The organism is Cupriavidus sp. BIC8F (assembly GCF_032465815.1).
Taxonomy (GTDB): domain Bacteria; phylum Pseudomonadota; class Gammaproteobacteria; order Burkholderiales; family Burkholderiaceae; genus Cupriavidus; species Cupriavidus necator.
Genome location: NZ_CP136094.1, coordinates 234,816 through 258,106 on the forward strand (window position 1 = coordinate 234,816; position 23,291 = coordinate 258,106).

Below are 23,291 nucleotides of genomic sequence, written 5' to 3' on the forward strand. Positions count from 1 at the left end.
CGCGTCAGCCGCGCGACATCAGGCCCATCTGCTTGGCAATGACCTGGAGCATGACCTCGTCCGCCCCGCCGCCGATCGAGCCCAGCCGGAAATCGCGATAGGCGCGCGACGCGTGGTTGTCCCACGTGTAGCCCATGCCGCCCTGGAACTGCATGCACCAGTCGGCCACCTCGCGCGACAGGCGCCCGGCCTTGAGCTTGGCCATCGACGCCAGTTCAATGACATCGCCCCCGTTGATATAGGTCTGCGTGGCCATGTAGACCAGCGCGCGCAGCGCCTCCATCTCGGTCTTGAGCTCGGCCAGCTTGAACTGGATGAACTGGTTGTCCAGCAGCGGCTTGCCGAAGGCGATGCGCTGGCGCAGATAGTCGGCGGTCTCCTCGATCAGCGCGTTGCAGGCCAGCCGGCGCGCCGCGCCGTTCAGCCGCTCTTCCTGGAACTGCTTCATCTGGTAGATGAAGCCCATGCCCTCGTCGCCGATGCGGTTGCGCACCGGCACGCGCACTTCATCGAAGAAGATCTGCGCGGTGTCGGAGCACCACATGCCGAACTTCCTGATCTTCTGCACTTCCACGCCGCGCACGCGCTTGCCATCTTCCCTGAGAGGCACCACGATCAGCGACTTGTTCTTGTGGACCGGGCCGTCAGAGGTATTGCACAGCAGGCAGATCCAGTCGGCCTGGGTGCCGTTGGTGATCCACATCTTGGAGCCGGAGATGACATAGTCGTCGCCATCGCGCACCGCACGGGTCTTGAGCGAGGCCACGTCGGAACCGGCGCCGGCTTCGGACACGCCGATCGAGCACACCATGTCGCCAGCGATGGCAGGGGCCAGGTAGTTGCGCTTGAGCTCGTCCGAGCCGAACGCGGTCAGCGCCGGCGTCGCCATGTCGGTCTGCACTCCCACGCCCATGCCCACGCCCTGTGCGTGGGCATAGCCCAGTGCCTCGGCGGCGGCAACGGCGTAGGAGAAGTCGAGCCCCATGCCGCCGTATTCGACCGGCTTGGTGATGCCGAGGAAACCGAGGTCGCCCATCTTCTTGAACAGTGCATGCGCCGGGAAAATCTCGGCGGCTTCCCACTCATCGACGAAGGGATCGATCTCCGCCGAGACGAAGCGGCGGATGCTGTCCATGATGTTGCGGTGGTCTTCCGTGTAAAGCATGGTGGTCTCCTGGTGTCTTGTTCGTTTGGGACGTGTAGGGATGGCGGCAGCGCTCAGAAGCGCCCGACACCAAACTGGATCGCATGCGGCTTGCGCAGGCTGGCCTCGCGCGCGGTGGCCAGCACGAAGGCCAGCACGGCGCGCGTGTCGCGCGGGTCGATCACGCCGTCGTCCAGCAGCAGCCCGCTGGTGACAAAGGCGCTGGCCTGGCGCTCGAAGTTGGCAACGATATGGGCGGTCTGGCTGGCAAGCTGCGCCTCATCGACCGGCACGCCCTTGCGCGCGGCCTGCTGGCGCGCCACGATCTCAAGCGTCATGGCGGCCTGCTCGCCGCCCATCACGGCGGTGCGCGCGTTCGGCCACGAGAAGCAGAAGCGCGGCCGGAAGCCCCGTCCGCACATGCCGAAGTTGCCCGCCCCGAACGAGGCCCCGCAGTACAGCGTGATCTGCGGCACCGTCGAGTTCGACAGCGCCTGGATCATCTTGGCGCCATGCTTGATCATGCCGGCCTCTTCCGAGGCACGGCCGACGATAAAGCCGGTGGTGTTCTGCAGGAACACGATCGGCGTGTCCGACTGGTTGCATAGCTGGATGAACTGCGCGGCCTTGGTGGCGCCGGCCGGGTCGATGGGACCGTTGTTGGTGATGAAGCCGACCGTATTGCCTTCGATGCGGGCGTGGCCGCACACCGTGCCGGGACCATAGTCGGGCTTGAACGGCAGCCAGGCGGAGTCGTCGACGATGCGCGCGATCACCTCGCGCATATCCACCGGGCGCTTCATGTCGAGCGTCATCACGCCATCCAGCTCTGACGCGTCGAGCCGCGGCGGGCGGGCGGGCTGCGCGGGCTCCGTCGCCACGGTCGGCCAGTCCAGGCTGGCAACAATGTCGCGCGCGGTGGCAATGGCGTGCTCGTCGTCCTCGGCCAGGTATTCGGCCAGGCCGCTGACCGTGGCATGCAGGTCGGCGCCGCCCAGCTCCTCATCCGTGGCGACTTCGCCGGTGGCGGCCTTCAGCAGCGGCGGCCCCGCCAGGAAGGCGCGCGCGCGATTGCGCACCATCACCACGTAGTCGGACAGCCCCGGCATGTAGGCGCCGCCCGCAGTGGACGAGCCATGCACGACCGTGATCACCGGCAGCCCGGCCGCGGACAGGCGAGCCAGGTTGTAGAACAGCGCGCCGCCGCGCACGAACTTGTCGACGCGGTACTTGCGCAGGTTGGCACCGGCCGATTCCACCAGGTGGATGAATGGCAACCGGTTTTCCAGCGCGATCTCCTGGCAGCGCATCAGCTTCATGTTGCCGGCCTCGGTCATGGCACCGGCGTCGATGCCGGAATCCGTGGCCAGCACCATGCAGCGCACGCCGCAGACGAAACCGATGCCGGCCACCAGCGAACCGCCGGGGATGGAGGTTTCGGGGTCGGGGTCGTCCATGCCGAAGCCGGCCAGCGTCGCAATCGGCAGGAACGGCGCGCCTGCGTCCAGCAGGCGGCCGATGCGCTCGCGCGGCAGCAGCGCCCCGCGTTTGGCAAAGGTAGGCCGGGCGCGTTCCGAGGCCGCCACGGCACGCTGTTCGAGGCCATGGAGGCGGTCGATCAGGGCCTGCATGCCGGCGCGCTGGCTGGCGAATGCGTCGGAAGATGAGTCGATGCGTGAGTCGATGGGAATCATGGCGCTTGCGTGAGGTTCCGTGATGCATGGATTGCAAACCACCACGCCGCCCGGGACAACCGCAATCACTCACTTTGTGCATAATGTGCACAAGCCAGAAACCCGGGATGCGGGGCGCGGCATCCGCCACCCCCAAAGCGCCCCCCGACGCACCTTCCCATGCCCACCAAGACCCCCTCGCCCGGCGGCGTGCAGAGCCTGTCCCGTGCCTTCGCCCTGCTCCGGCTGCTCGCCGAGCATCACGAGGCGGGACTGACCCTGCCCGAGCTCGCCGCGATCGCGCAGATCGACCGTACCACCGCGCACCGGATGGCGCGCTTCCTGGAATCCGCGGGGTATGTCGAGCGCGAGTCGGGGGGCAAGCGTTATCACCTGGGCACTGCCGCCATGGCGCTGGGCCTGCGCGCGATGAACCGGCCGCCGCCCAACAGCGCGCTGGTGAGCAAGATGAAGGCGCTGGCCCGGCTCACGGGCGACGCGGTGTTCCTGACCGTGCGCATCGGCGACCATGGGCACTGCCTGCATACCGAGGAAGGCAGCCACCGGATCAAGACCTTCCACTTGCTGACCGGCACTTCCCGCCTGCTGGGCCAGGGCACCGGCAGCATGGCGTTGCTGGCGAAGATGGACAACGAGGCGGTGCGTGCGCATTACGAGCGGCACCGCGCCGAGTACGCAGCCGGGGGCCTGAGCCTGCTCAGGCTGTTGCGCGGCGTAGAGCGCGCCCGCAAGCTGGGCTATGCGCTTGCCGGCGCGGAGGGGGTGGCAGGCGTGGGCATTGCACTGCCCCTGGAAATGGGCGCCGAGGCGGCCATCAGCATCATGTCGACTGCGTCGCGGATGCCGGCGGCGCGGCGGCATGAGATGGGGGCGATTGTCGGCGCGATGTTTGCGCAGGGAAGTTAGGGCCGGTTTCTGGCGCCGACCCAGGCGCCCAGTCCCTACTTCCTCAACTTCCCCCCAAACTGCTTTCGAAACTTGGCCAGTTTCGGCGAGATCACCAGGGCACAGTACCCCTGACTCGGATTGTCCTGATAGTAGTTCTGGTGACTTGCCTCGGCGCGCCAGTACGGCTGCTCCGGCTCGACCTGCGTAACGATCGGCGCATCAAAAACCTTGGCCGCTGCCAGCTCCCGCATCACGTATTCCGCCGTGGCCCGCTGCGCTTCCGAATGCGTAAAGATCGCCGACCGGTACTGCGTCCCGACATCGTTGCCCTGCCGGTCTGGCGTGGTCGGGTCGTGGATGGCGAAGAAGATCTCCAGGATCTGGCGAAAGTTGATCACCGACGGATTGAAGGTGACACGCACCACCTCGACGTGCCCGGTATCCCCGTCGCAGACCTGCTGGTAAGTCGGGTGATCCACATGCCCGCCGGTATAACCGGACTCCACCGCCACCACGCCATCGACCTGCTGGAAAACCGCTTCCAGGCACCAGAAGCACCCGCCGCCCAGCGTGGCCGTTTCAAGTCCATGTTCCATTTGCGCCGCTCCCTTGCGTTGTCGTCTGTGGTGTCACGGCCTCAAGCATAAGCGCAGATTGACGCCCTTGCAGCAGATTCAGCCAGGCTGGCGCTGCGCCTCCAGCATCGCGCGCAGTTGCGGCTTGAGCACCTTGCCCAGCGCGCTGCGCGGCAGGTCGTCCAGCAGCACCACCTCGCGCGGCAGCTTGAAGCGGGCAATGCGCGTGGCCAGCAGTTCGCGCAGCGTCTCCGCCCCCAGCGCGTCACGCGGCGCGCCCGGCGCGGGCACGATCACCGCCACCGGCACCTCGCCCCAGCGCGCATCGGCCACGCCGACGACCGCGCACTCCCGCACCCCGGGCAGGCCGACCAGCACATTCTCGATCTCGGCGGGATAGATGTTCTCGCCACCCGAGATGATCATGTCCTTGCTGCGGCCGACGACTTCGATGCAGCCGCCGGCATCGCGGTGCGCGAGGTCGCCGGAATGGAACCAGCCGTCGGCCAGGCCGTTATCAGGCTGGTTCCAGTAGCCAGCCATCAGGTTGGCACCGCGCACCCAGAGTTCACCGACTGCGCCCTGCGCCACCTCGGCGCCGTCCGGGCCGGCCAGCCGGACTTGCGCTTCCGGCTGCGGCCAGCCGGCATAGCCAGGCCGGGCCACCGCATCCTGCAGCTTCAGCACCACCGACACCGGACCCGTCTCGGTCGCGCCATAGACCTGCCCCAGCGGCACACCGCGCGCATGGAAGGCCTCGATATACGACAGCGGGATGGTCGACGAACCTGCCATCACGCCGCGCAGCGCCGACAGGTCGGCCCCGGGCCAACCGGGGTGCTCCAGCACCGCGCGCAACGTGGCCGGCACCATCAGCGACAGGCTCGGCCGCGCCTGCGCGACCGCGCCAAGCCAGGCATCCGGCGCAAAGCGGTCGTGCAGCGTGACCTGCGCCCCGGCCAGCAGCGCCGGCAGCGTCTGGATGCACAGCCCGCCGACATGGAACATCGGCAGCACCGACAGCACGTGGTCATCCGCCGTCATACCGTGCGCCCACCAGCTGGCGCGCGCATTGGCCAGCAGCCCGGCCTGGGTATGCACCGCGCCCTTGGGCTTGCCGGTGGTTCCGGAGGTGTAGGCGAGCAGCAGCGGCGCCTCTTCCGGCACCGGCGGATGGGCCACGCCAAACGGCGCGGGATGGTCGACCAGCCGGTCGAGATGCGCGACCTGGCAGCCGCCGCCAGCCTCCTGCGCCAGCCCAGCATGGCGCTCGTCATGGAACAGCGCGGCCAGTTGCGCGTGGGCGGCGATGGTACGCAGCTCCGCCGGCGCCAGCCGGTAGTTCAGCGGCACGAACATCGCCCCGACACGCGCGCAGGCGAACAGCAGCACCAGCTGCAGCTCGTGGTTCAGGCACAGCGTGCCGACGCGGTCGCCCGCGCGGATGCCCCACGTCGCTGCCAGGTGGGCGCTGCCACGCTCGACGTGCCGCCACAGCTTGCCATAGGTGAAGGTGCGGCCCAGGTAGTGCAACGCCGGCCGCCCCGGTGCCGCGGCGGCATGGCCATGCAGCATGGCCGGCAGCGCGCCCAGCCCGGCGGCGCCCGCACGCATGGCGCTGCGGGTGGCGCTCATTCGTCGCGCTCGCCGGATTCGTACAGGGTCTCGCGCCCCATGCGGTCCAGGATCAGCTCGGCGGTCCAGGGCAGCATCAGCGCGCCGCAGCGCGAGTCGCGGTAGAGCCGCTCCAGCGGCAGGTCCTTGAGCATCGACTGCCCGCCGCAGGTGCGGATCGCCAGCCGGGCGATGTCGTTGGCGCCTTCCATCACGGTGTAGTGCGCGGCGTACAGGCGCAGGCGCTCGTCCTTGGTCGGATTGGGCTTCGCCTCATGGATCACGCGCCAGAAGAGCGAGCGCATGGTTTCCAGCTGGATGCGCATCTGCGCCACCGCGATCTGCTTGGTCGGGTACATGCGACGCTTGACCGGCGGCTGGCCCGGCACCTCGCCGCGCAGGTACTGCACGGTGAAGTCGTAGGCGGCTTGCGCCACGCCCAGGTAGGTCGGCGACAGCGTGAAGAACATCGCCGGCCAGGTCTGCGCCGCGCGGTAGTAGACGCCGCGCGGCATCAGCTGCTCATGGTCGGGCACGAACACGTCCTTGAGCAGCAGCGTGCGCGACACCGTGCCGCGCATGCCCATCGGGTCCCACTCGCCGGTCACCGTCAGCCCTTCCGCCTTGCCGGGCACGGCAATGTAGAGCGTGTCGCGCATGTCGGGATGCTGGTCGCCACGGTCCTCGGTGCACAGGATGCCGTAGTAGTCGGCCGCGCCCGACAGCGAGGCGAAGATCTTGCGCCCGTTCAGCACCCAGCCGCCCTCGACCTTGCGCGCGGTGGTGCCGAACGGCGCCTTGCCCGCGGCGGCGGCGGACCCTTCGGAGAACGGCTGCGCATAGACCGCGCCGTCGCGCACCACGCGCGAGAAATGCAGCTCGCGCCGGGCTTCGTGCTCGGCGCGCTGCTCAGGCGTCATGTCGATGCCGTCGGACAGCACGCCGGTCCACATGGTCGAGCAGATATGCATGTTGTACGTCAGCGCCGTGGCCCCGCAGAAGCGGCCGATCTCGGCGCCCACCATGCAGTAGGTGGCAAAGTCCGCGCCCTCGCCGCCGAACGCCCGCGGCACGCACAGGGCCAGCAGGCCGGCCTCGCGCAGGTCGGCATAGTTGGCGAAGGGGAAGCTGGCCTCGCGGTCCCAGGTGGCTGCGCGCGCCGCAAAGCGTTCGCGGCCCAGGCGGTTGGCCAGTGCCAGCAGGCGCGCTTGTTGCGGGGTGAAGTCCGCCGTACCGATGGCGGGAATGAAGTCGAGCTGGCCGGATGGCATGTCGCGGTCTCCTGTTTTCCTGCTCGCGCCGGATGCGGTCGCGGCGCGGCGGTGGTTCTTGTGTTGCGTTGCCGGGAAGCGGCGTGGTTCAGTGCACGGGGAAGCGCCGGTGCAGGAAATCCAGCACCGCCTCGTTGAACAGCGCGGGCCGCTCCATGCAGGCCAGGTGGCCGACATCCGGCAGGCAGCGGTATTCGGCGCCGGGAATGCGCTGCGCCATGCGCTGCATCACCTCGGGCGCGGCATTGGTGTCGTGCTGCCCGGCCAGCGCCAGCACCGGCACCGCGATGCGCGGCAGCGCGTCGCGCTGGTTGAAGCGCACCAGCGCGCCCAGCGCCGCGCGGTAGGTGGGCGCCGGCACTGCCGCCATCACCGCCGTGGCGAAGGCCACGGCTTGTGGCTCGGCATCGGGCGCGACCATGGTGCGCACCAGCCCGGCGGCCATCTCGGCCATGGTCCTGCCGGCGTCCAGCGGCGCGGTGCGCGCGGCGATGAACTCGCGCTGCCAGGGCCCGTCGCCCTTGCCAAAGGCGGGCGAGGTGCCGGACAGCACCATGCCGTCGATCAGCGCGGGCGCGGCTGCGCAGGCCTGCTGCGCCACCATGCCGCCCATGCTGTGGCCCAGCAGCACCACGTGCCGGCCGGCGTCGCGCTCGGCCTGCAGCAGCGGCGCCAGCGCTTGCGCCAGCCCGTCGAAGTCATAGGGATCGATCAGGGCGCTGTCGCCGTAGCCGGGCATGTCCCAGGCCACGGCACGGTAGCCGGCCTGCGCCAGCGCCTCGCCCTGCGTGGGCCAGGCGGCCTTGCCGCCGCCGATGCCGTGCAGCATCACCACCGCCACCGGGCCATCGCCCCAGGCCAGCGTGGCAATGCCGTTGGCGTGGCGTTGCATCGTCGCGCTCGCGCTCATGCCGCCACCTCCACCAGCGTGCCTGCTTCCACCTCATTGCGGCCATCCAGCGATACCGTGCAGTTGCGCAGCGGCAGGTCGAAATGGCCCAGCGTATGCCGCCCGGCCACCTCGTTGGCGCCGGTCGAGAACAGGAAGTTGCCGGCAAACGCGCGCAGCTCAGTGCCGTTGCAGTCGCGCTTGTCGTAGAAGGTCATCGCGTCCCAGCGCGCCAGCCGGTTCAGGCCCCAGCCCACGTGCGAGACCGCGTACGCATCGCGCGTGCCCTCGCGGTCGGCCCAGGCCTGATAGTAGCCGCGCATCATGTCGGCATCCACGCCCTGCCCCTCGACGCCGGCGATGTAGTCGTCCTCGATATGGCAGACCACGGTATCGCGCAGGTAGGTCTTGAAGGTCAGGTTGACGTCGCCCGGCGCCAGCACCAGCGTGCCGTTGACCTGGCGGCTGGCCGGAAACGCCAGGCACAGCCCGCCGGGCCAGTGCGAAACCTGGCCGGGCTTGTTGCAGAATCCCCAGACCCCGCCCACGCGGGCGTCGGCCAGGCCGATGCGCAACTCGGTGCCAGCCGGCGAATGCACGCGCATCTCGCGCGCGCCGCGCAGGCGCTTCATGGCGGCGCGCACGCTGCCTTCCAGCGCCGGGTCGGGCTGGCAACGTTCCAGGATCTCGGGGTGTTCGTTGCTGACCATCAGCATGCGCGGCACGATGCCGTCGGCGCCGCGCAGGATCAGCGGCAGTTCCGGCGCGTGCAGCAGGCCTTCCACCGTGCAATCCAGCACCAGGTGGCAGCGCGACAAGGCCGCCACCACCGGAGCGAGGCTCTGCAAGGCATCGCTGGCGCCGGTGGAGCGCACCGGCGCAGGCGCACTAAGTGCCGGTGTCGGCACCTGGATGCGCACCGGGGTGGCGCCCAGCGACTGCACGGCCAGCTCGGCCAAGGCCACGTTGACAGGGCGGGATTGCGACTCCGTTACAATTCCAACGACTTCCGCACCCTGCAGGGCACAGAGTTCCAGCGTGCGCCGGAATGCCGCCAGCCAGCGGTGTTCGATCTGCTCGATGAGCATGACGTTTGTCTCCTGCTTGTTGTATCGGCGGCAGTGCCCGCCTTGTTGTATGCGCCAGCCCAGCGCCGCGGCCGCAAATAAGCGCACGGCCGGGCTTGAACTTGCTGCCCCTGGCGCGAATAATATATATGAAATTTCATGAACTCCAGCGGAGCCCCCATGGGCATGCCTGAGGCCCAGCCACAGATCGCCAGCGCCGCCGCACCAGATTTCGATGCGCAGCACTTCCGCCGCACCCTGTCGCAGTTCGCGACCGGGGTGACGGTGATCACTACGCGGGCCAGCGCCGATTCTGTCGCCGCCGGCGCGCCGCCGTTCATCGGCATCACCGCCAGTTCGTTCAATTCGGTGTCGCTGGATCCGCCACTGGTGCTGTGGAGCATGGCCACGCGCGCCAACAGCCTGCCGATGTTCCGCGACGGCACGCACTACATCGTCAACGTGCTGTCGGCCTCGCAGCTGGAGCTGTGCCAGCGCTTCGCCACCCTCAAGGGCGACCGCTTCGCCGGCGTGGACTACCGGCTCTCGGCCACCGGCCTGCCGATCCTGTCCAATGCGCTGGCCTGGTTCGAATGTCACAACCGCAGCCGCTACGACGAGGGCGACCACATCATCTTCGTGGGTGAAGTCGAGCGCTGCGGCGTGCTCGATGGCAGCGACGGTCCGCTGGTATTCCAGGGCGGCCAGTTCACCACCACCGCCCCCCTCGACCTCTGAACGGCACCGGGCCCATCATGGCGGACCTGCCTGCGCAATCCCCCCTGCCCTTTGTCGATGGCTACCTGGCCTACCTGCTGGCCCGCGCCAGCCACCTGATCTCGGGCGAATTCCACCGCGAAGTCGAAGCCAGCGGCCTGTCCGTGCAGGAATGGCGCGTGCTGGCCACGCTGGCCGATCGCCCCGACTGCACCATCGGCACGCTCGCCGAAATCACGCTGACCAAGCAGCCGACGCTGACCAAGCTGGTCGACCGCATGGCTGCCGACGGGCTGGTGACGCGCCGCGCCGGCCAGACCGACCGCCGCCAGGCGCTGATCTCCATCACCCCGCGCGGCCTCGCGCTGGCGCAGCCGCTGCTGGCGCGCGCCGCCCAGCACGAGCGCGCAGTGCTGGACGACTTTGGCCCCCGCCAGGGTGCGCTGCTCAAGGAAACCCTGCGGCAGCTGATTGCGCTGCATACGCAACGCTAGGCTAGGCTAGGCACCCTCCGCGCCAGCCTTCAGGATCGCCAGCGGCGAACTGTCCACCTTGATCCTCTGCAGCACGATATTCGAGCGGATATCCATCACGCCCTTGGTGCGGTACAGCCGGTTCACGATGAAGTCCGAGTAGTGCTTCAGGTTGCGCGCCTGCACCCGCAGGATGTAGTTGCTGTCGCCGGTGATGATGTACGCCGACAGCACTTCCGGCCACGACTGCACCGCGGCGATAAAGGTGTCGTGCCAGCCTTCCACGTCATGGCGCATCGACACCTGCACGATCGCCTCAAGCTCCAGCCCGAGCTGCTCGGCGTCGAACCAGGCGCGGTAGCCGCCGATCACCCCTGACTCTTCCAGCAGGCGCACCCGCCGCAGGCATGCCGAAGGCGACAGCGCCACGCGGTCGGCCAGGTCCTGGTTGCTGATGCGGCCGTTCTCCTGCAGGCAGGTCAGGATGCGCAGATCGGTGGGATCGAGGTTCATTCGAATTTCCTTCGATAAATCATCAATTCTTCGCATTTTATGCGAAAGATGACTGCATCGACGGTCCATTTAGCAAGCCTCTTGCCGCCAATTTTGACTATGATTTCCGACATCGAGGCAGACAACGACGGCGCCTTGCAAAGGCGCCGCGCACCCCGCACCACCCTTATGACCGCCCCCAACCAAGACCCGCGCCGGCTGTGGGACATCAGCCCGCCGCTCTCCCCCGCCACCCCGGTCTGGCCCGGCGACACGCCGTTCCAGCAGCAGCCGGCCTGGCAGATGGACGAGCACTGCCCGGTGAATGTCGGCCGCATCACGCTGTCGCCGCACACCGGCGCGCACGCCGACGCACCGCTGCACTACGCCGCCGACGGCGCGCCGATCGGCGCCGTGCCGCTCACGCCCTACCTTGGCACCTGCCGCGTGATCCATTGCATCGGCGCCTCGCCGGTGGTCGAGCCGCGCCATATCGAACACGCGCTGGCCGGCCTGCCGCCGCGCGTGCTGCTGCGCACCTACCGGCAGGCGCCGCTGGCGCAGTGGGACCCGCACTTCTGCGCGGTCGCGGCCGAGACCATCGCGCTGCTGGCCGCGCACGGCGTGCAGCTGGTGGGCATCGACACACCATCGCTGGACCCGCAGGAATCCAAGACCATGGACGCGCACAACGCCGTGCGCCGGCACGGGCTGGCCATCCTGGAAGGCATCGTGCTGGATGAGGTCGATGCCGGCGACTACGAACTGATCGCGCTGCCGCTGCGCTTTGCCGGGCTCGACGCCAGCCCGGTGCGCGCGGTGCTGCGCAGCCTCGACTGAACCACTCCCGAACAACCCCTGGCCAATCCCACGACATGACGACATTTGACCGCGAGCACTGTATCCGGCTCGATCAGCAAGACCCGCTGCGCCCGCTGCGCGACCAGTTCGCGCTGCCCGAGGGCGTGATCTACCTCGACGGCAACTCACTGGGCGCCCGCCCACGCGCCGCCGCCACGCGCGCCGCCCAGGTGGTGGCCGAAGAATGGGGCGAGGGCCTGATCCGCAGCTGGAACACCGCCGGCTGGTTCGAGCTGCCGCAGCGGCTGGGCAACAAGCTGGCCCCGCTGGTCGGCGCCGGCCAGGATGAAGTGGTGGTGACCGACACCACTTCGATCAACCTGTTCAAGGTGCTGGCCGCGGCGCTGCGCGTGCAGCAGACGCGCGACCCGGCGCGCAAGGTGATCGTGTCGGAGGCCAGCAACTTCCCCACCGACCTGTACATCGCGCAGGGCCTGGCCGACCTGCTGCAGCAGGGCTATTCGCTGCGCCTGGTCAATTCGCCGGCCGAGATCGACGCCGCCGTGGGCGCCGACACCGCCGTGCTGATGCTCACCCACGTCAACTACAAGACCGGCGAGATGCTGGACATGGCCGCGCTGACCGAACTGGCCCATGCCCGCGGCGCGCTCACGGTGTGGGACCTGTGCCACTCCGCCGGCGCCGTTCCGGTCAGCCTGAAGGCGGCCGGGGCCGACTACGCCATCGGCTGCACCTACAAGTACCTGAACGGCGGCCCGGGCTCGCCCGCCTTCGTCTGGGTCGCGCCCGCGCTGCGCGATGCCTTCTGGCAGCCGCTGTCGGGCTGGTGGGGCCATGCCGCGCCGTTCGCGATGGACCCGCAGTATCGCCCGGTTGAAGGCGTGCGCCGCTTCCTGTGCGGCACGCAGCCGGTGACTTCGCTGGCGATGGTGGAATGCGGCCTGGACATCTTCGCCCAGACCACTATGCAGGTGCTGCGCGCCAAGTCACTGCTGCTGACCGACTTGTTCGTTGAACTGGTGGAGGCGCGCTGCGGCCACCACCCGCTGACGCTGGTCACTCCGCGCGAGCACGCGCGCCGCGGCAGCCAGGTCAGCCTGGAGCACCCGGACGGCTATGCGCTGGTGCAGGCCCTGATCGAGCGCGGCGTGATCGGCGACTACCGCGAGCCGCGCATTGCCCGCTTCGGCTTCACGCCGCTGTACACCAGCTTCACCGAGGTGTGGGATGCTGTGGAAATCCTGCGCGATGTGCTGGACAGCGGCGCCTATCGCGACGCGCGCTTCCAGACGCGCGGCCAGGTGACCTGATCGGGAGCGCATCATGAGTGAATTCAAGGGATGCCCTTTTTCCGGCGAGGCCGGCACCGCAGGCCAGGCTGCGCCGCAAGGTGACAACTGGCACGGTGCGCAGATGGATTTCGCCAGGGACATGAGCTACGGCGACTATCTCGGACTGGACCAGATCCTGAATGCGCAGCACCCGCTGTCGCCGGACCACAACGAGATGCTGTTTATCGTGCAGCACCAGACCACCGAGCTGTGGATGAAGCTGATGCTGCACGAGCTGCGCGCCGCGCGCGAATCGGTCAAGACCGACAGCCTGCCGCCGGCGTTCAAGATGCTGACGCGGGTGTCGCGCATCATGGACCAGCTGGTGCAGGCGTGGAACGTGCTGGCGACGATGACGCCGCCGGAATACTCGGCGATGCGGCCCTACCTGGGCATGTCGTCAGGCTTCCAGTCGTACCAGTACCGCGAGATCGAGTTCATCCTCGGCAACAAGAACGCTGCCATGCTGAAGCCGCACGCGCACCGGCCGGAGCATTTGGCGCTGGTGGAAACCGCGCTGAAGACGCCGTCGCTGTATGACGAGGCGATCCGGTTGATGGCAAGGCGTGGATTTGCGATCGATGCGGACTGCGTCGAGCGGGACTGGACGCAGCCCACCGCGTATAACGCTTCGGTCGAGGCCGCCTGGCTGGAGGTCTACCGCAATCCCGGCGCGCACTGGGAACTGTATGAACTGGGCGAGAAGTTTGTCGACCTGGAAGATGCGTTCCGGCAATGGCGCTTCCGGCATGTGACCACGGTTGAGCGGGTGATTGGCTTCAAGCGTGGTACCGGCGGCACGGAAGGCGTCAGCTATCTGCGCAAGATGCTGGATGTGGTGTTGTTTCCGGAATTGTGGAAGCTGCGCACGGACCTGTAACACCTGCGCACGTCGGACCTGGCCGTCAGCCCGCCGGGTCCGACAACCTTGCCGCCAGCGCCCGCAACGCCGGCGCCAGCGTCTGGTGGAACACCGCCTCATCCACCGTCCCATAGGAAGCACTGCAACTCAGCATGTGCAACTCCTTCTCCCCCACCGGCCGGAATGCCACCGCACAGGCATGGATGGCCGGATGCCAGTCGCGGAACGATGCCGCATAGCCGCGCTGCTGCGCCTCGGCCAGGGCCACGCGCGTGGCCGTCTCTTGCTGCTTCCATTGCTCGGGGAACGCCTGGCTGAACTCAGCCATGACCCGCTCGCGCCGCGCCGCCGGCAGCGCGGCCAGGTACGCCCGCCCCATCGAACTCGACACCAGCGACAGCCGCGAGCCCACGCCCAGCCCCAGCATCACGCCCGCATCGTTGCGGATCGATTCCAGGTAGATCACTTCCATGCGCTCGCGCTTGCCCAGCGAGACCGAGACCCCGTATGACTGCGCGAACGCCAGCATATGCGGCCGCGCCAGCGACACCACGTCGGACGCCGACAGGTAGGCATAGCCCAGCGCCAGCACGCCGGCATCCAGCGCGTACTTGCCCAGGCTCTCGTCATAGCGCAGGTAACCCAGCTGCACCAGCGTGCCGGCCAGCCGGCTCACCGTGGCCTTGGGGAAGCCGGTGCGGCGCACGAAGTCCTGGTTGCCGAGCATCGCCTCGCCCGTGCGGAAGCAGCGCATCAGCTCCAGCCCGCGCGCCAGGGCGGTGACGAAGTTGGGATCGCTGTCGCGCACCGGCGCGGGCGGCGTGGCATCGGGAGAAAGTGACGGACTGGTCAAGGGCGGCTCCTCTCAGGTCGGCGGTTGTCCGCTCATCGCACAAAGGCATGGGTGTCGGGGGTTTTGCCTGTTGCACGGCAAAGCCATTGCGATATACTAATTCAACGGAACACAGTTCCGCAATGCGGAACCACAAAAACCCTCCGCGAAGATCACCGAACCCATCACGATTCCCGGAAGCGCCGGTGCGGCAAGCGACCATTCGCCCCGCCCCCGATGCTTCCCCCGCGCTACCGAAGGAGACCTGCATGGCTGCCAACGCCGAATTCCACTGGGCCGACCCCCTGCTGCTGGACCAGCAACTGACCGCCGAAGAACGCATGGTGCGCGACGCCGCCGCGGCGTACAGCCAGGACAAGCTGATGCCGCGCGTGCTTCAGTCGTTCCGCAATGAGAAGACCGACATCGAGATCTTCCGCGAGATGGGCGAACTGGGCCTGCTCGGCCCGACCATCCCCGAACAATACGGCGGCCCGGGCCTGAACTACGTCAGCTACGGCCTGATCGCGCGTGAAGTCGAGCGCGTCGATTCGGGCTACCGCTCGATGATGAGCGTGCAGTCGTCGCTGGTGATGGTGCCGATCCATGAATTCGGCACCGAAGCGCAGAAGCAGAAGTACCTGCCCAAGCTGGCCACCGGCGAATGGATCGGCTGCTTCGGCCTGACCGAGCCGAACCACGGCTCCGACCCGGGCTCGATGGTCACCCGCGCCAAGAAGGTCGACGGCGGCTATGAGCTGACCGGCGCCAAGATGTGGATCACCAACTCGCCGATCGCCGACGTGTTCGTGGTCTGGGCCAAGCTGCAAGGCGATAACGGCAAGGAAGAGATCCGCGGCTTTATCCTGGAAAAGGGCTGGAAGGGCCTGTCGGCACCGGCCATCCACGGCAAGGTCGGCCTGCGCACCTCGATCACCGGCGAAATCGTGCTGGACCAGGTGTTCGTGCCGGAAGAGAACATCATGCCGGGCGTGAGCGGCCTGAAGGGCCCGTTCACGTGCCTGAACTCGGCCCGCTACGGCATCGCCTGGGGCGCGCTTGGCGCCGCCGAATTCTGCTGGCACACCGCGCGCCAGTACACGCTGGACCGCAAGCAGTTCGGCCGCCCGCTGGCCGCCACGCAGCTGGTGCAGAAGAAGCTGGCCGACATGCAGACCGAGATCACGCTGGGCCTGCAAGGCTGCCTGCGCCTGGGCCGCATGAAGGACGAAGGCACCGCCGCGGTGGAAATCACCTCGATCATGAAGCGCAACTCGTGCGGCAAGTCGCTGGACATCGCCCGCGTGGCGCGCGACATGCTCGGCGGCAACGGCATCTCGGATGAGTTCGGCGTGATCCGCCACGTGGTGAACCTGGAGGTGGTCAACACCTATGAAGGCACCCACGACATCCACGCGCTGATCCTGGGCCGCGCCCAGACCGGCCTGCAGGCCTTCTTCTGATCGCCATCCGCGACTCGCGCACAGGCTCTCCGCAATAAAAAGGCCCGGCTGCAAAGCCGGGCCAAGCACACTACCAAGGAGACGACGAGGCTGCCCCCGTCGATAAAACACCTGTCGTTCACGCCGGCCCCGCCTTCAAGCGGGGCCGCGTTCATTTGTTGGGTTGGGGCGTCAGGCGCAGGTACGGCCGCACCGCCTGGTAGCCCTTGGGGAATTTCTCGCGGATCACCGCCTCGTCCTTCAGCGAGGGCACGATCACCACGTCGTCACCGTCCTGCCAGTTGCCCGGCGTGGCCACGCTGTGGTTGTCGGTCAGCTGCAGCGAGTCGATCACGCGCAGGATCTCGTTGAAATTGCGCCCGGTGCTGGCGGGATAGGTGATGATCAGGCGCACCTTCTTCTTCGGGTCGATGATGAACAGCGAGCGCACCGTCAGGGTCTCGTTCGCGTTCGGGTGGATCATGTCGTAGAGTTGCGACACCTTGCGGTCGCCATCGGCCAGGATCGGGAAATTGACCTGGGTCGACTGGGTCTCGTTGATATCCTGGATCCAGCCGCGGTGCGAGTCCACGTTGTCCACCGACAGCGCGATCGCCTTGACGCCGCGGCGCGCGAATTCATCCTTCAGCTTGGCGGTCAGGCCCAGTTCGGTGGTGCACACGGGCGTGTAGTCAGCCGGGTGCGAGAACAGCACACCCCAGCTGTCGCCAAGCCATGCATGGAAGCGGATGCGGCCTTCGCTCGAATCCTGCTCGAAGTCCGGGGCGATATCGCCAAGACGCAATGCCATGTTCTGTTCTCCTGATTTCGGGGTGGAACCAGAGTATCCGGATTGATATCCAACCCAAACGAATATAAAGTCACTACAAAATCACTCGAAGTCATATAAACATTTCCTGACATTCATCACGCGTGCTTTCCGGCATGCTTGCGATACCAGGCACTGCAGCGTCGCGCTTGCTGGCGTGTAGCCTTGAAACCACGGCCGCCCGCCACATATGCTAAGTATCAGACCGACAAATGCCGTTAGCCTCGGAGCGTAGAAAATGTCAGAATCCGCACAAACCGAACCAACCGCCCGCAAACAGGAGAAACTGATGAGCGATGTCAAGACCGTTCTGTCCGACGCCGAGGAACTGCTGAAGCAAGCCGCCTCGACCACCGGGGAAAAGGCCGCCGAACTGCGCGAGCGTGGCATGGGCCTCCTCAAGCAAGCCAAGGAAAAGGCCCAGGACCTGCAAGACGCCGTCGTGACCAAGAGCAAGGCCGCAGCACGCGCCACCGACGACTACGTGCATGACCACCCGTGGCGCGCCGTGGGCGTGGCGGCCGGGGTTGGTCTGCTGATCGGTCTGCTGCTGAACCGCAAGTAAGCGATTCCAACCCGGCGCGGCATGCTGGTGCCGCGCCTGAGCGGCAACCCGGTCATCGGGTTGCCAGTGGCCGGGGCACAAGCATGTTGGCGACACACCATGGCGCCACACCCGGCCCCGCCTGCCGGAAAGGCGCGTACGGCCACGCCGTCGCGCCGCTCTTTCACGCCGGAGCCGCATGAGCGAATCCCCCCCTTCCCCCAAGTTCCTCGAATCCGTGCGCAACCTGGCCGGCTCGCTGGTGGCGATGATCCAGACCCGCCTCGAACTCGCCAGCGTGGAGCTTGCCGAGGAACGCACGCGCCTGATGAAGGTCGCGCTGCTGGCCTGCTTCGGCCTGGTGTTCTTTGGCATCGGGCTGGTCACCCTGACCGGGCTGGTCGCCATCCTGTTCTGGGACACCTACCGCTGGCAGGCGCTGGGCGCACTGACGGTCCTTTACCTGGTGCTGTGCGCGATTTGCCTGGCGTACGCACGCAACCTGGTGCGCAACGCCCCGCCGATGCTGGAGGCCACGCTCGCCGAAATCGACAAAGACCGGGAGATCCTGCGCCGATGAGCCCCCTGGAACCCGACGACAGCGCAGCCGGACACAACCGCCGCGATCACCCGCGGCGGGCCCGGTTCACGCAAGAGGTACGCCTGCCGCTGGCGGTGCGCAAGGAATTGCTGCTGACCCGCGCCGCGCTGGAACGCTACGACTGCCTGCAGGCCCTGCACGAGGTGCGGGGTGGCGCGCACCGCCTGGGCACTATCGGCCACTGGCTGCCGCGCATCGCCCGTCCGGGGTCGTGGATGAAAGTGGTCGGCATGACCAAGGACTACCCGCTGCTGAGCACTGTATTGACGCTGGCGCTGCCGCTGGTCAAGCGCACGCCGGTGCTGCGCTGGACCTGGAAGCTGTCCAAGGTCGGCCTGGCAGCTGGCGCCGCCTACTGGGTGTACAACACCTGGCGCGAGGCCAGGCACCAGGCCGTGCCGCCCGCAACCGTGCCGACGCCCGCGCCGGCCGGCACCCCGCCCGGCGCCGATACCGGCTTCCGCGATCCGCTCGTTCCCTGACCCACGGCCGGGCCTGGCGGCTCAGCCCGCCAGCGCCAGCGCCGGCCGGTCGCCGGCCTCGGCATCCGCCGGGGCAAACGGCACCGGCGCCGCAATGTGGTAGCCCTGCACCAGGTCCACGCCCAGCTCGCGCAGCCGTTCGAGCATGGCCTCGCTCTCAACGAATTCCGCAATGGTCTGCTTGCCCATGGCATGGCCGATGCGCTGGATCACTTCCACCATCACCAGGTTGACCGGGTCAGCCAGCATGTCGCGCACGAAGCTGCCGTCGATTTTCAGGTAGGCCGCCGGCAGGTGCTTGAGGTAGGTGAACGACGACATGCCCGCGCCGAAGTCATCCAGCGCAAACTTGCAGCCCAGCTGCTGCAACTGCAGGATGAACGCGCCGGCCTGCGCCAGGTTGGAGATCGCCGCGGTCTCCGTGATCTCGAAGCAGATGCCGTCCAGCGCGATGCCGAAGCGCTGCGCCTGCTCGCGCACGAAATCGGGAAACTGGATGTCCGCCAGCGACGAGCCTGACAGGTTGATCGCGCAGGTGGCAATCTCCGCCTGCCGTCCCGCCAGGGTGCCAAACGCGGTCTCGACCACCCAGCGGTCGATCATCGGCATCAGGTTGTAGCGCTCGCAGGCCGGCACGAACGCCATCGGCGGCACCAGCCGGCCACGTTCATCGACCATGCGCAGCAGCAGTTCCACATGGCGGCCCGTCTGCGGCAACGCGCCATCGTGCGCCGGCACGATCTCCTGCGAGTAGAGGCAGAAGCGGCCAGCCGCCAGCGCCGCATGCACGCGGCTGACCCACTCCATCTCGCCGTGGCGCGCCTGCACCACGCTGTCCAGCGGATGGTAGACCTGCACGCGGTTGCGCCCGCCCTCCTTGGCCACGTAGCAGGCCGCGTCGGCCGCGCTCAACGCCTCGGCGACGTTGACGGTCTGCCGGTCCAGCGTGACCAGGCCGATGCTGACGCCCAGCGTGAAGGTGCGCTGGCGATGCGCAAAGCGGAAGCACGCAATGGCATGGCGCAAGGCCTCGGCCACGCGTTCGCCATCGCCGGTGCCGCAATGCTCCAGCAGCACGCCGAACTCGTCACCGCCCAGCCGGGCCAGCGTGTCGCTGCGGCGCAGCTGGCTGCGCATGACCTCCGCCATCTGCCGGATCAGCTCGTCGCCGGCGGCATGCCCGCAGGTGTCGTTGACCACCTTGAACTGGTCCAGGTCCAGGTACATCAGCGTATGGGTGGTGCCCTGCTCGCGTGTCCGCGTGATCGCCGCGCCGAGCCGGCGCTCGAACTCGGCGCGGTTGACCAGGCCGGTCAGCGCATCGTGGCTGGCCTCGTACGCCAGGCGCGCCGCATGGGCGCGTTCCTGGCTGATATCGTGCAGCACCACCACCACGCCGATGGCCTGCGCGGCACGGTCGCGGATCAGCGCCACCGATGGCTTGACCGCCAGCGCCTGTCCGGGCAGCCCGGACACATCGCGCCGCACCAGCTGCGCCGACCGGCTGCGCCAGCGCTGGCGCAGCGCCAGCGTGACAATATCGGGCAGCGGCGCCAGGCTTTCCTCGTCGCGCAGCACGCAGACGCTGCTCAGCGGCAGGCCGCGGGCGTCGGCTTCGCGCCAGCCGGTCAGGGCCTCGGCCGCGGGGTTGAGCGATTCCACGCGCCCCCACACATCGGCCGTCACCACCGCGTCGCCGATGGCCTGCAGCGTGACCTGGGCGCGCTCCTTCTCGGCAAAGAGCTGGGTCTCGTAGCGCTTGTGGTCGGAAATATTCGTGAGCGACCCCGCCATGCGCGCGCGCCGGCGCCCCGCCCCGCGCACCAGCCGGCCGCGGGCGCGCACCCACAGGTAATCGCCGGCGCGGTTGCGCAGGCGGAATTCGGCGTCAAAGGGCTCGCCGCTGCGCAGATGGTGGGCCAGCTTGGCCTCGAAGGCGGCCAGATCGGAAGGATGCAGCAGGCCCAGCACGGTCTCACGCGCATGCGGCAGCTCGGCGTCCTGGTAGCCCAGCATCTGCGCGCAGCGCGGCGAGAAGTACAGCTCGCCACGGCCGAGATGCCAGTCCCATAGCCCGTCGTTGCTGCCCTCCACCGCCAGCTGCAACTGCTCTTCGCGCTGCGCCAGCGCCTCGCGCAGCCGGCGCTCGCGCCGCAACGGCGCCACCGACAGCAGGATCGCCGACATCAGCAGCGCTGCCGCCATCACCGCGCTGCCGGTGGTCAGCAGCCGCGTCACGCGGCGCGAGGCCTGGCCCAGATGGCTCGAAAAGGCCCGCTCCAGCGGCGTCAGCCTGGCGTCGATCTGCGCAATGTTGCGCAGCACTGGCGCCACGCAATCGTCCCCGCAGCCGGGCTGGCGGATCAGCCGGCGCAGGGTCAGTGCCTGTTCGTGCAGGGCAGATATCTCGATGTCGCCCGCGGCCCACACGCGGATCGCGGCATCGACCTCCTGGATATGGCGGAAATTCCGGTAGAGCCGCACTATCCGCGGAATGTCTTCGGGATGGTTGCCGCCGGCAAGGAGCCCTTCATGGATGCGTTCCAGGTCAGGCTCGTCGCGGTCGAGCTCCAGGCGCGCGCGGTGGTCACCCAGCGGAATCGCGATCGACTCCAGGTATGCCTCGAAATCCGCCGGATCGCGATCGTCGCCGTAGCGCAGCAGGTGCAGCACGGCGTTCTTCTGGCCCTTGGACCACTGGCTCTCGCCCGCGACAAAGGCACGCGCAGCCGACAACAGGTCCAGGCTGGCGATGCTGAACAACGCCAGTGCAACGACCACCGGCACGAACGGCCAGATAATGCGCAGCACGTGCCCGCTGGCCGGCAAGGAAACGCCTGCTCGCCGCATAGGGTCTTGTTGGTGGGCCGTGTCTCGCGGCCGTCCTGATGGACCGCGGTCAACACGCCGCGGTTGACCCATTGTGCTGCGCAGGCAGGTCCAAGTCTCTACCTCGAACTAGTTAATGGACCCCCCACTATCGGGGCATGCCAGACGCAAAAAGGGCCTGTGACTTGCGCCACAGGCCCTTCGTAATACTGGTGGGTCGTGCGTGACTCGAACACGCGACCAACGGATTAAAAGTCAAACCAAGCTGCTAGAACGTTACCCCAGATCGCCTGGCATTTCAAGGGTTTCCGTCACTCTGTATCACTGCTGATCTCGCAGGATCACCGCCACGCTCCGGCAGAATTCCGGCAGAGCCGAGAACTGCCCCCCCCTAAGCAGGGACAATCGCCAGAGCCGCCTTAGAAGGGGTGTACGTCTTCCTCTTACCTCGCGATCGTGGTCTTTTGAACTCGCTTGGCACGATGCGTGGTCCGGATGGCCACCCTTCCATCCAAAGACGGACGTCCCGGACAACCAAAGTGTTCGCTTTTCGGCCAACTAGCCTAGCCACCCTCTCCTCCAATCTCTGGATAGCCGATGCCTGGGGGGAGCGCGCCTTCTTGGGATTTGCGACGCTATAGCTATACGTAGTACCGATAGGCAAATCCAATGCCTCGTCTAGCTGTGGGAAGCTGAACCCAGTCTTGTTTATCGCCTCTTGCACCAACCGGGCCGCGACCCGGCTCAGCGCTGGCTTGAGGATGCGGCCGCTGTTGGGTTCATTGTTCACGCTGCTCCTTGCCAAAAACTGCCCTTCGACTGGTGTTGCCGGAAATCTTACATTCGTCAACGTACTAACTGCAAGGGAATGGGGATCATCAGTGATCACCATCCATCACGACATGGGAAAAATCGACAACGACTTCCGAGCGACCTTTGGTCGTATGGCTGCCGAGGCGGTCATCACTCGCGCGGAGCTTGCAGCTCTTCTAGCAACAACCGAGGGGGCGGTAACGCAAATGGCCTACAAGGGCGAGCTACCCCAAACAGCATTCCCAGCCAAGCGGCGCGCCGTCTGGTTTGTCGCAGACATTAGACGATGGCTCGCCGAAGTAGCAGCGCGCCGAGGAACCGAGAGCGTTGAAGGCGCAGCATCGATGCGGCGAACTGGGAGGCCTCGCCTTCCAATTGGACAGCCGGGCCACGCCGAGACCGGAGGCCTCTAATGGTTCATCACAACCGTCCAATTGCCTGTGAGCAAGCAAGGCGACCCAGCACCTCCGCGGCACTAACGATCAGCAATCAATACATGAAGTACGTTGTGATTGCTTGGGCCGTAGCTTGCTCGCTCGCGTTTGCCAGCACGGTCGCTCTGGCCCAAAGCGGCAATCGCAGCGCGGATGTTAAGCCGGAAATTTTGCCTTGGCAGCCTCAGCAGCCCCAATCCGGGCCAATGCAAGACTGCCAGCGCAGTACAGCCGACTTCGCCAGTCATGGGCAGTGTGGACAGGGGGATCTTGCCTGCGTGGCCCGATTAGAGAACGAGCTGAAGAACACTGTCGAAAAGATCTGCATCAGGGCGATCGAAGAACTCCGCCCCAAGCCACAACTCTATCCTCTCCCGTAACTGGACAGAGGTGCGGCAACTGAAGGGGTCCGAATTGAGAAGGCCATTAGAAGCTATCAAATCATTCCTTGCGTCACAGGCATTCGATCGCGCAACGCATCGAGCCGGCGCCTATTTGCTCCTGTTAAGCAATCTGGTCTCGCCCCTAGGTTTGCATAGACTCTGGATGCGGCTGCCGGGTTGCTGGTGGTTCCCACTAACCTTTGCACTTGGCGCGAGTGGCGCGTGGAACTCTTTGGGGAGTAACCACGCCACAGCGTGGAAGG

General features: G+C 67.2%; 21 protein-coding genes. 10 read left to right on the forward strand and 11 right to left on the reverse strand.

The window, feature by feature from the left end:
* Positions 1-4: 4 nt before the first annotated feature.
* Both RS901_RS01075 and RS901_RS01080 read right to left on the reverse strand, forming a co-directional pair.
* Complete coding sequence (locus RS901_RS01075; RefSeq protein ID WP_316150981.1) at positions 5-1,165, reverse strand: acyl-CoA dehydrogenase family protein; 1,161 nt, start codon at positions 1,163-1,165, stop codon at positions 5-7.
* A gap of 53 nt (positions 1,166-1,218) precedes the next feature.
* Complete coding sequence (locus RS901_RS01080) at positions 1,219-2,838, reverse strand: acyl-CoA carboxylase subunit beta (protein ID WP_316150982.1); 1,620 nt, start codon at positions 2,836-2,838, stop codon at positions 1,219-1,221.
* Positions 2,839-2,997: 159 nt separating this feature from the next.
* On the opposite strand from RS901_RS01080, the gene RS901_RS01085 reads away from it, so the two are divergent.
* Positions 2,998-3,744: an IclR family transcriptional regulator gene (locus RS901_RS01085; protein WP_316150983.1), complete on the forward strand. Its 747-nt coding sequence runs from the start codon at positions 2,998-3,000 to the stop codon at positions 3,742-3,744.
* Between the two features lie 35 nt (positions 3,745-3,779).
* Here the strand turns inward: RS901_RS01085 and msrA are convergent, their stop codons facing one another.
* From msrA to RS901_RS01110, 5 genes are all read right to left on the reverse strand, one after another.
* Entirely contained in the window at positions 3,780-4,322 is a 543-nt protein-coding gene (msrA, locus tag RS901_RS01090; RefSeq protein WP_316150984.1) for a peptide-methionine (S)-S-oxide reductase MsrA, read from the reverse strand.
* 78 nt (positions 4,323-4,400) lie between these two features.
* Positions 4,401-5,936 (reverse strand): class I adenylate-forming enzyme family protein, encoded by a 1,536-nt coding sequence (locus RS901_RS01095; protein WP_316150985.1) that lies wholly within the window; start codon positions 5,934-5,936, stop codon positions 4,401-4,403.
* A complete protein-coding gene (locus tag RS901_RS01100) occupies positions 5,933-7,186 on the reverse strand; it encodes an acyl-CoA dehydrogenase family protein (RefSeq protein ID WP_316150986.1) in 1,254 nt (417 codons plus the stop codon). The genes RS901_RS01095 and RS901_RS01100 overlap by 4 nt, the downstream gene beginning before the upstream one ends.
* A gap of 88 nt (positions 7,187-7,274) precedes the next feature.
* Entirely contained in the window at positions 7,275-8,096 is an 822-nt protein-coding gene (locus RS901_RS01105; RefSeq protein WP_316150987.1) for an alpha/beta hydrolase, read from the reverse strand.
* Complete coding sequence (locus tag RS901_RS01110; protein WP_316150988.1) at positions 8,093-9,163, reverse strand: peptidase M29; 1,071 nt, start codon at positions 9,161-9,163, stop codon at positions 8,093-8,095. Before RS901_RS01110 ends, RS901_RS01105 begins: the two co-directional genes overlap by 4 nt.
* 159 nt (positions 9,164-9,322) lie before the next feature.
* Between RS901_RS01110 and RS901_RS01115 the strand changes: the two genes are divergently transcribed.
* A complete protein-coding gene (locus RS901_RS01115; protein ID WP_316153618.1) occupies positions 9,323-9,880 on the forward strand; it encodes a flavin reductase family protein in 558 nt (185 codons plus the stop codon).
* A 17-nt stretch (positions 9,881-9,897) separates the two neighbouring features.
* Positions 9,898-10,353: a MarR family winged helix-turn-helix transcriptional regulator gene (locus tag RS901_RS01120; RefSeq protein ID WP_114131884.1), complete on the forward strand. Its 456-nt coding sequence runs from the start codon at positions 9,898-9,900 to the stop codon at positions 10,351-10,353.
* Positions 10,354-10,359: 6 nt separating this feature from the next.
* Here the strand turns inward: RS901_RS01120 and RS901_RS01125 are convergent, their stop codons facing one another.
* Positions 10,360-10,845 carry an Lrp/AsnC family transcriptional regulator gene (locus RS901_RS01125; protein ID WP_013957609.1) on the reverse strand — a complete coding sequence of 162 codons (486 nt, stop codon included), beginning with the start codon at positions 10,843-10,845 and terminating at the stop codon, positions 10,360-10,362.
* Between the two features lie 168 nt (positions 10,846-11,013).
* Here RS901_RS01125 and kynB point away from each other — a divergent pair, with 168 nt between their 5' ends.
* From kynB to kynA, 3 genes are read left to right on the forward strand one after another with little or no spacing between them, the layout of a single operon-like run.
* Positions 11,014-11,664, forward strand: coding sequence for an arylformamidase (gene kynB, locus RS901_RS01130; protein ID WP_010813723.1), 651 nt, complete (start codon positions 11,014-11,016; stop codon positions 11,662-11,664).
* 35 nt (positions 11,665-11,699) lie between these two features.
* The gene (gene kynU / locus RS901_RS01135; RefSeq protein WP_316150991.1) at positions 11,700-12,956 is read left to right on the forward strand and encodes a kynureninase; all 1,257 of its coding nucleotides are present in this window, start codon (positions 11,700-11,702) and stop codon (positions 12,954-12,956) included.
* A gap of 13 nt (positions 12,957-12,969) precedes the next feature.
* Positions 12,970-13,857, forward strand: a complete 888-nt coding sequence (gene kynA, locus RS901_RS01140; RefSeq protein ID WP_316150992.1) for a tryptophan 2,3-dioxygenase — start codon at positions 12,970-12,972, stop codon at positions 13,855-13,857.
* 25 nt (positions 13,858-13,882) lie between these two features.
* On the opposite strand, the gene RS901_RS01145 is transcribed toward kynA, so the two are convergent.
* Complete coding sequence (locus RS901_RS01145; protein WP_316150994.1) at positions 13,883-14,692, reverse strand: IclR family transcriptional regulator; 810 nt, start codon at positions 14,690-14,692, stop codon at positions 13,883-13,885.
* A 248-nt stretch (positions 14,693-14,940) separates the two neighbouring features.
* Here RS901_RS01145 and RS901_RS01150 point away from each other — a divergent pair, with 248 nt between their 5' ends.
* On the forward strand, positions 14,941-16,134 hold the full coding sequence (locus RS901_RS01150; RefSeq protein ID WP_316150995.1) for an acyl-CoA dehydrogenase: 1,194 nt from the start codon (positions 14,941-14,943) through the stop codon (positions 16,132-16,134).
* Between the two features lie 151 nt (positions 16,135-16,285).
* Here the strand turns inward: RS901_RS01150 and RS901_RS01155 are convergent, their stop codons facing one another.
* Entirely contained in the window at positions 16,286-16,924 is a 639-nt protein-coding gene (locus RS901_RS01155) for a peroxiredoxin (protein ID WP_316150996.1), read from the reverse strand.
* Between the two features lie 256 nt (positions 16,925-17,180).
* Here RS901_RS01155 and RS901_RS01160 point away from each other — a divergent pair, with 256 nt between their 5' ends.
* The 3 genes from RS901_RS01160 to RS901_RS01170 all read left to right on the forward strand — a co-directional run bounded on the left by RS901_RS01160 (position 17,181) and on the right by RS901_RS01170 (position 18,569).
* Complete coding sequence (locus tag RS901_RS01160) at positions 17,181-17,507, forward strand: DUF883 family protein (protein ID WP_010813729.1); 327 nt, start codon at positions 17,181-17,183, stop codon at positions 17,505-17,507.
* Between the two features lie 178 nt (positions 17,508-17,685).
* Positions 17,686-18,066 carry a phage holin family protein gene (locus RS901_RS01165; protein WP_114131889.1) on the forward strand — a complete coding sequence of 127 codons (381 nt, stop codon included), beginning with the start codon at positions 17,686-17,688 and terminating at the stop codon, positions 18,064-18,066.
* Positions 18,063-18,569: a DUF3318 domain-containing protein gene (locus RS901_RS01170; protein WP_316150997.1), complete on the forward strand. Its 507-nt coding sequence runs from the start codon at positions 18,063-18,065 to the stop codon at positions 18,567-18,569. Before RS901_RS01165 ends, RS901_RS01170 begins: the two co-directional genes overlap by 4 nt.
* A gap of 21 nt (positions 18,570-18,590) precedes the next feature.
* Here the strand turns inward: RS901_RS01170 and RS901_RS01175 are convergent, their stop codons facing one another.
* On the reverse strand, positions 18,591-21,491 hold the full coding sequence (locus RS901_RS01175) for an EAL domain-containing protein (RefSeq protein ID WP_316150998.1): 2,901 nt from the start codon (positions 21,489-21,491) through the stop codon (positions 18,591-18,593).
* Positions 21,492-23,291 lie beyond the last annotated feature (1,800 nt).

Bases quoted from the DNA above. Each gene is read 5' to 3' on its own strand.
- RS901_RS01085 (WP_316150983.1), top strand. From the start codon at position 2,998: ATGCCCACCAAGACCCCCTCGCCCGGCGGCGTGCAGAGCCTGTCCCGT.
- RS901_RS01100 (WP_316150986.1), bottom strand. From the start codon at position 7,186: ATGCCATCCGGCCAGCTCGACTTCATTCCCGCCATCGGTACGGCGGAC.
- RS901_RS01155 (WP_316150996.1), bottom strand. From the start codon at position 16,924: ATGGCATTGCGTCTTGGCGATATCGCCCCGGACTTCGAGCAGGATTCG.
- RS901_RS01115 (WP_316153618.1), top strand. From the start codon at position 9,323: ATGGGCATGCCTGAGGCCCAGCCACAGATCGCCAGCGCCGCCGCACCA.
- RS901_RS01075 (WP_316150981.1), bottom strand. From the start codon at position 1,165: ATGCTTTACACGGAAGACCACCGCAACATCATGGACAGCATCCGCCGC.
- RS901_RS01150 (WP_316150995.1), top strand. From the start codon at position 14,941: ATGGCTGCCAACGCCGAATTCCACTGGGCCGACCCCCTGCTGCTGGAC.
- RS901_RS01095 (WP_316150985.1), bottom strand. From the start codon at position 5,936: ATGAGCGCCACCCGCAGCGCCATGCGTGCGGGCGCCGCCGGGCTGGGC.
- RS901_RS01175 (WP_316150998.1), bottom strand. From the start codon at position 21,491: ATGGGTCAACCGCGGCGTGTTGACCGCGGTCCATCAGGACGGCCGCGA.
- msrA (WP_316150984.1), bottom strand. From the start codon at position 4,322: ATGGAACATGGACTTGAAACGGCCACGCTGGGCGGCGGGTGCTTCTGG.
- RS901_RS01165 (WP_114131889.1), top strand. From the start codon at position 17,686: ATGAGCGAATCCCCCCCTTCCCCCAAGTTCCTCGAATCCGTGCGCAAC.
- RS901_RS01125 (WP_013957609.1), bottom strand. From the start codon at position 10,845: ATGAACCTCGATCCCACCGATCTGCGCATCCTGACCTGCCTGCAGGAG.
- kynB (WP_010813723.1), top strand. From the start codon at position 11,014: ATGACCGCCCCCAACCAAGACCCGCGCCGGCTGTGGGACATCAGCCCG.
- RS901_RS01120 (WP_114131884.1), top strand. From the start codon at position 9,898: ATGGCGGACCTGCCTGCGCAATCCCCCCTGCCCTTTGTCGATGGCTAC.
- RS901_RS01170 (WP_316150997.1), top strand. From the start codon at position 18,063: ATGAGCCCCCTGGAACCCGACGACAGCGCAGCCGGACACAACCGCCGC.
- RS901_RS01080 (WP_316150982.1), bottom strand. From the start codon at position 2,838: ATGATTCCCATCGACTCACGCATCGACTCATCTTCCGACGCATTCGCC.
- RS901_RS01160 (WP_010813729.1), top strand. From the start codon at position 17,181: ATGTCAGAATCCGCACAAACCGAACCAACCGCCCGCAAACAGGAGAAA.
- kynU (WP_316150991.1), top strand. From the start codon at position 11,700: ATGACGACATTTGACCGCGAGCACTGTATCCGGCTCGATCAGCAAGAC.
- RS901_RS01105 (WP_316150987.1), bottom strand. From the start codon at position 8,096: ATGAGCGCGAGCGCGACGATGCAACGCCACGCCAACGGCATTGCCACG.
- RS901_RS01110 (WP_316150988.1), bottom strand. From the start codon at position 9,163: ATGCTCATCGAGCAGATCGAACACCGCTGGCTGGCGGCATTCCGGCGC.
- kynA (WP_316150992.1), top strand. From the start codon at position 12,970: ATGAGTGAATTCAAGGGATGCCCTTTTTCCGGCGAGGCCGGCACCGCA.